This window comes from Methylobacterium variabile, assembly GCF_001043975.1.
Taxonomy (GTDB): Bacteria; Pseudomonadota; Alphaproteobacteria; order Rhizobiales; family Beijerinckiaceae; genus Methylobacterium; species Methylobacterium variabile.
The window spans coordinates 1-7,376 of sequence record NZ_LABY01000294.1 but is presented as its reverse complement, the minus strand read 5'-3'; the positions used below and the strand labels follow the sequence as shown (position 1 = coordinate 7,376).

The window sequence follows — 7,376 nt, the reverse complement described above, 5'->3', positions numbered from 1 at the left end:
CCTGGTCAAGACCGCGCAGGATGCCGGCTCCCCGGTGCGCCTCGTCGAGACGGTGGTGGCGGTCAACGACCAGCGCAAGCGGGCGATGGCCCGCAAGGTGGTGGCGGCCTGCGGCGGGAGCGTGCGGGGCCGGCGCGTCGCGGTCCTGGGGCTGACGTTCAAGCCGAACACCGACGACATGCGCGAGGCGCCCTCGCTCGCGATCATCGCGGGTCTGCAGGATGCCGGCGCGCGGGTGGTGGCCTACGACCCGGAGGGGATGGAGCAGGCCCGGCCGCTCCTGCGCGAGGTCGAGTACGCCTCCGACCCGTATGCCTGCGCCCAAGGAGCGCACGCGCTGGTGATCGTGACGGAGTGGGACGCCTTCCGGGCGCTCGACCTCAGGCGCCTGCGTGCGGCGATGGCCGAGCCGATCCTCGTCGATCTGCGCAACGTCTACCGTCAGGACGACGTGCGCCGCCACGGATTTAAGTATACAGGGGTAGGCCGAGCAATCCCCTCCCGTGAGTCATAACGCAATTAGCGCCACTCCGGCAATCAATGAAGGACGTGACTGTGAGATACGGAAACACGAAAAAAATTCTCGTTACCGGAGGCGCTGGCTTCCTGGGCTCACATTTGTGCGAACGTCTCTTGATGCAGGGACATGAAGTACTTTGCGTCGATAATTTCTTCACTGGAACACGACGCAATATTTCTCATCTGCTTGACGACCGCAACTTCGAACTGCTGCGTCACGACGTGACGTTTCCACTCTATGTCGAAGTTGACGAAATCTATAACTTGGCGTGCCCAGCATCGCCGATCCATTATCAGTTCGATCCCGTTCAGACGACCAAAACCAGCGTCATCGGCGCGATCAACATGCTGGGCCTCGCGAAGAGGGTCAAGGCAAAAATATTACAGGCATCGACGTCGGAAGTCTACGGAGACCCGGAAGTTCATCCCCAGCCCGAGACTTACTGGGGTCGCGTCAACCCGATCGGCTATCGCTCCTGCTACGACGAAGGCAAGCGATGCGCCGAAACATTGTTCTTCGATTATCACCGTCAGCACAAACTGCAGGTGAAGGTCGTCCGCATCTTCAATACGTACGGACCTCGCATGCACCCCAATGACGGGCGCGTCGTTTCCAACATCGTCCTTCAGGCCCTGCGTGGAGAGGACATCACCCTGTACGGCGACGGCTCGCAGACGCGTTCCTTCTGTTACGTCGACGACCTGATCGAAGGCTTCATCCGGCTGATGGGCTCCGGCCCGGACGTCGCCGGTCCGATCAACATCGGAAACCCTGGCGAATTCACGATTCGGCAGTTGGCCGAACTCGTCCTGGAGATCACCAACTCGCGATCGACGATGGTCTACCGGCCCCTTCCGCCCGACGACCCGCGGCAGCGGCGACCGGACATCTCGAAGGCGAAAGAGCTTCTCGGCTGGGAGCCCACGATCGCTTTGCGGGAGGGACTGGAACGCACCATCGGCTACTTCGACCAATTCCTCACATCAAACTCGCAGAAAGACGCTTAGCTCTCCGACCGAGCCCGAGATCTCGACGATCTCGGGCTGCCCAAGCCGCGCTGGATTGACAGCGGCCTCGAAGGTACCGTGCCGCATCACCACGACGAAGTTCCTCGCGAAATTGGATGCGAGCGGCGCAGTCGAGAACTGCCGTCCTTTTGACGCCACCGCACCCGATTACCGGCGCGTCGATGGCCGGGCATTCGGCACGTCAGGACTCATCCGGGCTTGCGCTTCGTGCAGTCGAAGCCGCACCTGCATCGCAACACACCTGCCCGTGGAATTCCAGCGGCGGCTAATTTTTGCTGACCTCTTCTTGTCAATTGAACGCACCAGCCTTAGACTCAGGGCTGTGTGAACAAGCCTCGAGAGAAATGCAACGACTTCCCACCTGTTGCGAAAATTCGCAAGCTTACCATTAATGCAGTCAATTTTGAAGGGCTCCAGCATCGTGAGCAGCGATCTCGGTGAATTTGTTTGGAGGTACATACATACACACGATCCGGTCGGCAGACTGATTAGATTGTCATCAGACGGCAGGATCGTCGGGAGCGAGCACCCGAACGAGTATTACTGGGAGCTGGAAGACAGCTGCTTGATCTTCAAATCCATCGATCACCAGAAAAGTGTTGTATTCAATCTCAATGACAGTCCGCTCGGCCGAGATATCATCAATGGCAAATTCGTCCTGATTCCCGGACTCGGGATCACGACTCAGCTGATCAAAGACGACAAAGTTAAAGTTCTCGCAATTCGATCAGCGTATGAAGCTGCCGACACCGTAAAGCGACTGCACGACAGCATCGATGTTTCCTATACGGAGACTCACTATGGCGGTCGCGACTACCACTCAGACAGCTATCTCAGTCATGCCTTTGATCTGCTCACATTCCACAATGCAGAAATCATTAATAAATATGGAGTCATCAAATGCGACCAGATTCTTATCGATGAATCCCTCTTCCATTTTCCGTTCTTTCAAGAAAAACAGATATTAAAAATTTCTGACGCTTGCGCCGGCTACGCCCCAAAGCAGGCATCCCTGAAATTTGGATCAGCCCTGAACGCAGCCCTGGGCATATCCGGCAATTATTATCATTGGATGATATTTTTTATTGCCAGGATGGGGCTTCTCGCGGCGTCCGAGCCTGCGCGCAAGAACTATACCATTCTCCTGCCTGACTATCTCGACCCGGTGCAGCGCCAATCTGCCGAAGTGGTTGCCGCACATTACGGTATTCCGATCGCGCGCATCTGCGACGGCACCGTGGTGGAAGTCGACGAACTGCTATTTCCCTATCAGCGCTACTCCTTCGGAGTCGATCCCCACCCCGCGATCATGGCGACCTTCGCCATCATCAAGCGGGAGCTGAGTGACGCGAAGGCCGGAGGAGCTGCGAAGATCTACATCACCCGCGCCGATTCCAACTTCAGGAAGCTGGACAATGAAGCGGAAGTCGAGAAGTTTCTGACAGATCGCGGCTTTCAGATCGTACGATTCACCGGTCTGTCGTTGTCTCAGCAGATCGCCATCATGGCGAACGCACGCTTCATCGTTGCGCCCCATGGCGCCGGCCTGACCAACATCGTCTTCGCGAATCCGGGCGCCAGGCTGCTGGAGCTCCACAGCCCGAATCACATTGCCTGGTGCATGAAGAACTTGGCCACGCTCACGGATGTCGAGTACGGCTTCGTCATGGGTCAAGCGACGGACGGCGACAGGTACCGCGTCGACATGGACGAGGTCAGGGCCGCGGTCTCCGACATGGGAGCCTGAACACCCGCGACCCGGCAGCGCCTCGCCCACGCGGATGGGCGGCCGCATGAGCTTTGCCCGGCTGGCAGAAATCCGTTCGGCCGCGGGCCGACTTGCGCTAGATACGGCGCCACGATGTTGACCGAGAAAGTCGCCCTTCCGGCCTCCGGGCGCGCCGCGTCCCGCCGCTCCCGGGCCCTGCCCCGCCCCCTGCGGGGCGCCGCGCGCCTGCGCCGGCTCGGCACCGTCGGGCTCGTGCTCTACGCCCTTGCCCTCGGCGCGGTGCTGGGCCTCGCCAGCGCCAACTGGGCGACGCGGGGGCGCTACCCGTTCGGGGGCGTCACCCTCAACGCCTGGACGGCCTGGCCGAAGATCGGCTCGCGGGATGCCGACCCCTATGTGCGGGCGATCCACGCCCGCACCGGCGAGGTGCCGCTGGCGCTCGGCGAGGGGCTGCTCCTCACCGCGCTCACCGACGACGAGGGACGGCGGCTCGATCCGTCCTGCCGCTACCGCATCGCCGGGGCGACGCCGCCGGCCCGGGCCTGGACCCTGACGGTGGAGCGGCGGGGCCGCGCGAAGCCCGAGCCGCAGGCCGGCTCCGTCCCGCCGCCGCGCACCGGCTTCACCTCGACCGAGGTGCTGCGCGACCGTGACGGGCGTTTCGCCGTGAGCGTGAGCCCGACGGTGCAGCCCGGCAACTGGCTGCCGATGCCGGAGGGCGAGGGCTCGATCCGGCTGGTGCTGCGCCTCTATGACACGCCGGTGGCGGCGAGCACCGGCGTGCTCGAGCGCGAGGGCGTGCCCTCGATCACCCGGGAGGATTGCCCGTGACGCCCCTCGGCCGCTTCGTCCTCGCCACCCTGTGCGGCCTCGTCCTGGCCGGGCTCGTCCACGTCGCGGCGGTGCTGGCGATCCCCTACCTCGCCGCCGGCGACGCCATGGCGCGCTCCCGGGCGACGCTCGCCAACGACACCTCGGTGCTGGTCCACGCCGCCGAGACCGGCGGGACGGCGGAGCAAGCGGAAGGCTGGCTGCCGCCGCAGGACCCGGCGTTGGCGGTCGGCGTCTGCGCCTACGACCTCGACGACGGCCCGGTGCGGATCACCGCCGAGACCGGTCCGCTGCTCGAGACGATCGCGCTGCACGGCCGCAACGGCGCCTACTACGCCATCACCGACCAGGCGGCGGTGCGCGGCACCGTCGAGCTCGTGATCATGACCCGGCGCCAGTTCGACGAGGCGCTGGCCACCGCCGACGAGGATGAGCGCAACCGCGACGTGCGCATCGTCGCGCCGAGCCGGGAGGGCTTCGTCACCGTGCGGGTGCTGGCCGCCCTGCCGAGCCAGCAGGCTCAGGCCAACGAGGCCGCGCGCTCGGTCTCCTGCACCATCGACGGACCCGACGAGTAGGGCGACGCCCTCCCGGTCCGTCGCCTCAGCCCTTGCGCACCAGCACCGTCTCGGCGGGCTCCGGAGCGGCGAGGCCGCAGCGCGCCTCGGCATCGGCCGGCAGCAGCGGATCGAGGAGCGTCCGGCGGGAATCCAGGAAGGCGAGGGCCCGCTCGCCCGCCACCGCCTCCTCCTCGGGGGCTGCCACCAGAAGGTGCTCCAGGGCGTAGCGGTAGGAGGCGGAGCGCGCGGCGGTCTCGCGCCGCACCCAGGCGATGAGGCAGCGGTTCTCGGCCACGCGCATCGCGGCGCTGCGCACGTCGCGGTCGTCGAGGGTGGTGATGAAGGGCAGGCTCTGCAGGCGTGTCAGGTCCGCCCGCACCACGCGAGCCGCGGTCTCGGCGAAGGCCGGAATCAGGCGTCCGTCCGCGACCAGGTCGTCGGACAGGCGCCGGTAGCGCGAGATTGCGGAGCGGAACGGCCCGGCGGTGATCGCCTCGTAGTAGGCGGCAGGGTCGGAGAGGCGCCAGCCCACGGGCAGCACCCGGGCGCGGGTGAGGTTGTCGAGGGCGGCCTCGAAGGCCGTCCGCTCCCGGGCCGGCATCAGGAAGCGCCAGGCGCGGTCGCGCAGGGCGCGCTCGTCCTCGGTGAAGGGAAACACCGATGCCGGCTCGCCCCGCTCCCGCGCCGCGAGCGTGCCGGCGGCATCGATCAGGCTGTTCCAGGCGGTGGGGGCCGGACGGCCGAAATCCCCCTGCTGGGCGCACGCCCCGATCAGCGGCAGGGCGAGCAGCAGGACACGGAACGACATCGGGCGCGCCGCCGTCTCAGCGCTGGCAGCGCCGCTCGGGCGACCGCCCAGGAGCGGGCAGGCCGGGCTCGGCGGGATCGGGCAGCCTCTCATAGCGCACTCCCGTGAACAGCAGAATCGTGCCGCGGACCGCGTCCGCCTCGCGGGCGGGGCCCGCCGCGCAGGTGTCGGCCCGGCCGCCTCCGGCCCGGCGCGGGCGCCCCGCCGGGAACGGGATGATGTCCGCCGAGGGACGTCGCTGTAGGCCGACCATGTGCGCTCTCCCGCCTCCGTCACGTCCCTCCGGGACCGCCGCCCGTCGCGGCCTTGCGGACGGACGAAACCACGGACATGGTTAATGGACCGTTTCCAGGAGTCCCGCCGGGAGCGGCCAGCCGGCCGGCGGCGTAAACCATCGGTGACCGCGCCGGGGCGTCATCCCCGCTGTCCCCAGGCGCCGCCCGATCCGGTGCCCGCAGCCTTAAGCGTCGCTTTACGGGACCGCTCGCATTCTCGGGGTCGCTTTAGTCCTGCGTACCCGATCGCCCATGGCCCGCTCTGCCGCCGACGCTCCGCCGGACCTCTCCGGCCTCCTCGATCTCGCGCGAGACCGGAGTCTCGACATGAAGCCGGTCCTGCTGCGGGTGCAGACGGACCTGTTCCGCGTCGCCCCGGTGCGGGACGTCGCGACGATCCGCGCCTTCGAGGCGCTCGCCTGCGGGCTGATCCCGACGGTCGACGCCGCCACCGCCGAGATCGTGGCCCAGAAGCTCGCGCCGCTGCCCGACACGCCCCAGAGCGTGCTGGCGCTGCTCGCCGCCCATGGCGGCGGCGCCCGGGACGCGGTGCTGGCGCACAGCCCGGTCCTGACCACGCCGGTCCTCGACGCCGCCGGCAACGGCCCGGCCCTCGACGCGGTGATCGCCCGCCGGCGCGACCTCGGCCGGGCCGTGGTCGAGGACCTGAGCCTGCGCGACGAGCCGGAGGTGGATCTGGCGCTCGCCGGCAACGCCGACGCGCCGCTCGCCGGGCCGGCCCTGGAGCGGCTGGTGGAGCGGGCCCGCCGGCGGCCGGACCTCGCCGCCCTGCTCCTCGCCCGCGACGACCTGCCGGCCGTCGACCTCGCGCCGCTCTACCTCCAGGCCGGCCCGGAGCGCCGGGCGGCGATCCGCGACGGCGTCGCCGCCCGCGCCGCCCTGCGGCCGCAGGGGCGGGCCGGCATGCGCGCCGCCGGCGCCGCGCTCACCGCCTTCGCGGGCCGGGGCGAGCCGGAGCGGTTCGAGGCGGCGCTCGGCGAGGCCCTCGGCCTGCCGGGGGTGAGCTTCCGCGCCACCGAGCCCGAGCGGCGCGACCTCCTGGCCCTGGCGCTGCGGGCGGCGGACCTCGCCGAGGAGGAGGCGGTGTTCATCTTCCTGCGCCTCGATCCCTCGATCGCGCGCTCGGTCGAGGCGGTGTTCGGCCTCACCCACCTCTTTCGCGCCATGGACGCCGCCACCGCCCGCGACCTCGTCGCCTCGATCCTCGGCAGCGAGCCGGCCTCCCGCAGCGCCACACCCGAGCAGCACCGCCCGCATCACGGCCCCGCCTCGCCGCGCCTGCGGCCGGCCGCCGCCCCGGGGCTGCGGCCCACCCTGCCGGAGCGGACGCGCAAGTCCCGGTGAGGCAAGTCCCGGTAAGGCGGATCCCGCTGAGGCAAGGCCCGCCGCGGCGGGATCCGCCTTACCGGGACTTGCCTCACCGGGACTTGCGCGTCCGCTCCGGGGCTGCGGCCGGCCGCAGGCGCGGCGAGGCGGGGGCCGGGATCGGGCGGTGCCGCCCCGGGGGTGGGGCGGCGGTGGCCGGCTCGCGGGCGGGGGTCGAAGCGTGCAAGGGCGAGGGGGCGGCGGCACCCACGGGGGTGAGCAGCGGGGTGCGGCCCGAA

The 7,376-nt window shown here is 68.2% G+C and carries 8 protein-coding genes and 1 pseudogene; 6 read left to right on the top strand and 3 right to left on the bottom strand.

What is annotated here, in order from left to right; all coding sequences use genetic code 11:
• From VQ02_RS31255 to VQ02_RS31235, 5 genes are all read left to right on the top strand, one after another.
• The coding region (locus tag VQ02_RS31255) for a UDP binding domain-containing protein (RefSeq protein ID WP_048448159.1) at positions 1–514 on the top strand (514 nt) is incomplete at its 5' end.
• A 26-nt stretch (positions 515–540) separates the two neighbouring features.
• On the top strand, positions 541–1,527 hold the full coding sequence (locus VQ02_RS31250; RefSeq protein ID WP_048448158.1) for a UDP-glucuronic acid decarboxylase family protein: 987 nt from the start codon (positions 541–543) through the stop codon (positions 1,525–1,527).
• Between the two features lie 442 nt (positions 1,528–1,969).
• Positions 1,970–3,295: a glycosyltransferase family 61 protein gene (locus VQ02_RS36360; protein ID WP_167350811.1), complete on the top strand. Its 1,326-nt coding sequence runs from the start codon at positions 1,970–1,972 to the stop codon at positions 3,293–3,295.
• A 114-nt stretch (positions 3,296–3,409) separates the two neighbouring features.
• The gene (locus VQ02_RS31240; protein WP_048448156.1) at positions 3,410–4,108 is read left to right on the top strand and encodes a DUF1214 domain-containing protein; all 699 of its coding nucleotides are present in this window, start codon (positions 3,410–3,412) and stop codon (positions 4,106–4,108) included.
• Positions 4,105–4,686 carry a DUF1254 domain-containing protein gene (locus tag VQ02_RS31235; protein ID WP_048448155.1) on the top strand — a complete coding sequence of 194 codons (582 nt, stop codon included), beginning with the start codon at positions 4,105–4,107 and terminating at the stop codon, positions 4,684–4,686. The genes VQ02_RS31240 and VQ02_RS31235 overlap by 4 nt, the downstream gene beginning before the upstream one ends.
• 25 nt (positions 4,687–4,711) lie before the next feature.
• On the opposite strand, the gene VQ02_RS31230 is transcribed toward VQ02_RS31235, so the two are convergent.
• Both VQ02_RS31230 and VQ02_RS31225 read right to left on the bottom strand, forming a co-directional pair.
• The gene (locus VQ02_RS31230; protein ID WP_048448154.1) at positions 4,712–5,476 is read right to left on the bottom strand and encodes a hypothetical protein; all 765 of its coding nucleotides are present in this window, start codon (positions 5,474–5,476) and stop codon (positions 4,712–4,714) included.
• Between the two features lie 16 nt (positions 5,477–5,492).
• Complete coding sequence (locus tag VQ02_RS31225) at positions 5,493–5,729, bottom strand: hypothetical protein (RefSeq protein ID WP_048448153.1); 237 nt, start codon at positions 5,727–5,729, stop codon at positions 5,493–5,495.
• A 274-nt stretch (positions 5,730–6,003) separates the two neighbouring features.
• Here VQ02_RS31225 and VQ02_RS31220 point away from each other — a divergent pair, with 274 nt between their 5' ends.
• On the top strand, positions 6,004–7,116 hold the full coding sequence (locus VQ02_RS31220; RefSeq protein ID WP_048448152.1) for a DUF2336 domain-containing protein: 1,113 nt from the start codon (positions 6,004–6,006) through the stop codon (positions 7,114–7,116).
• 73 nt (positions 7,117–7,189) lie between these two features.
• Here VQ02_RS31220 and VQ02_RS38830 read toward each other — a convergent pair.
• A pseudogene (locus tag VQ02_RS38830) lies at positions 7,190–7,376 on the bottom strand (hypothetical protein); the annotation flags it as partial.

Bases quoted from the DNA above. Each gene is read 5' to 3' on its own strand.
- VQ02_RS31250 (WP_048448158.1), top strand. From the start codon at position 541: ATGAAGGACGTGACTGTGAGATACGGAAACACGAAAAAAATTCTCGTT.
- VQ02_RS31240 (WP_048448156.1), top strand. From the start codon at position 3,410: ATGTTGACCGAGAAAGTCGCCCTTCCGGCCTCCGGGCGCGCCGCGTCC.
- VQ02_RS31230 (WP_048448154.1), bottom strand. From the start codon at position 5,476: ATGTCGTTCCGTGTCCTGCTGCTCGCCCTGCCGCTGATCGGGGCGTGC.
- VQ02_RS31225 (WP_048448153.1), bottom strand. From the start codon at position 5,729: ATGGTCGGCCTACAGCGACGTCCCTCGGCGGACATCATCCCGTTCCCG.
- VQ02_RS31220 (WP_048448152.1), top strand. From the start codon at position 6,004: ATGGCCCGCTCTGCCGCCGACGCTCCGCCGGACCTCTCCGGCCTCCTC.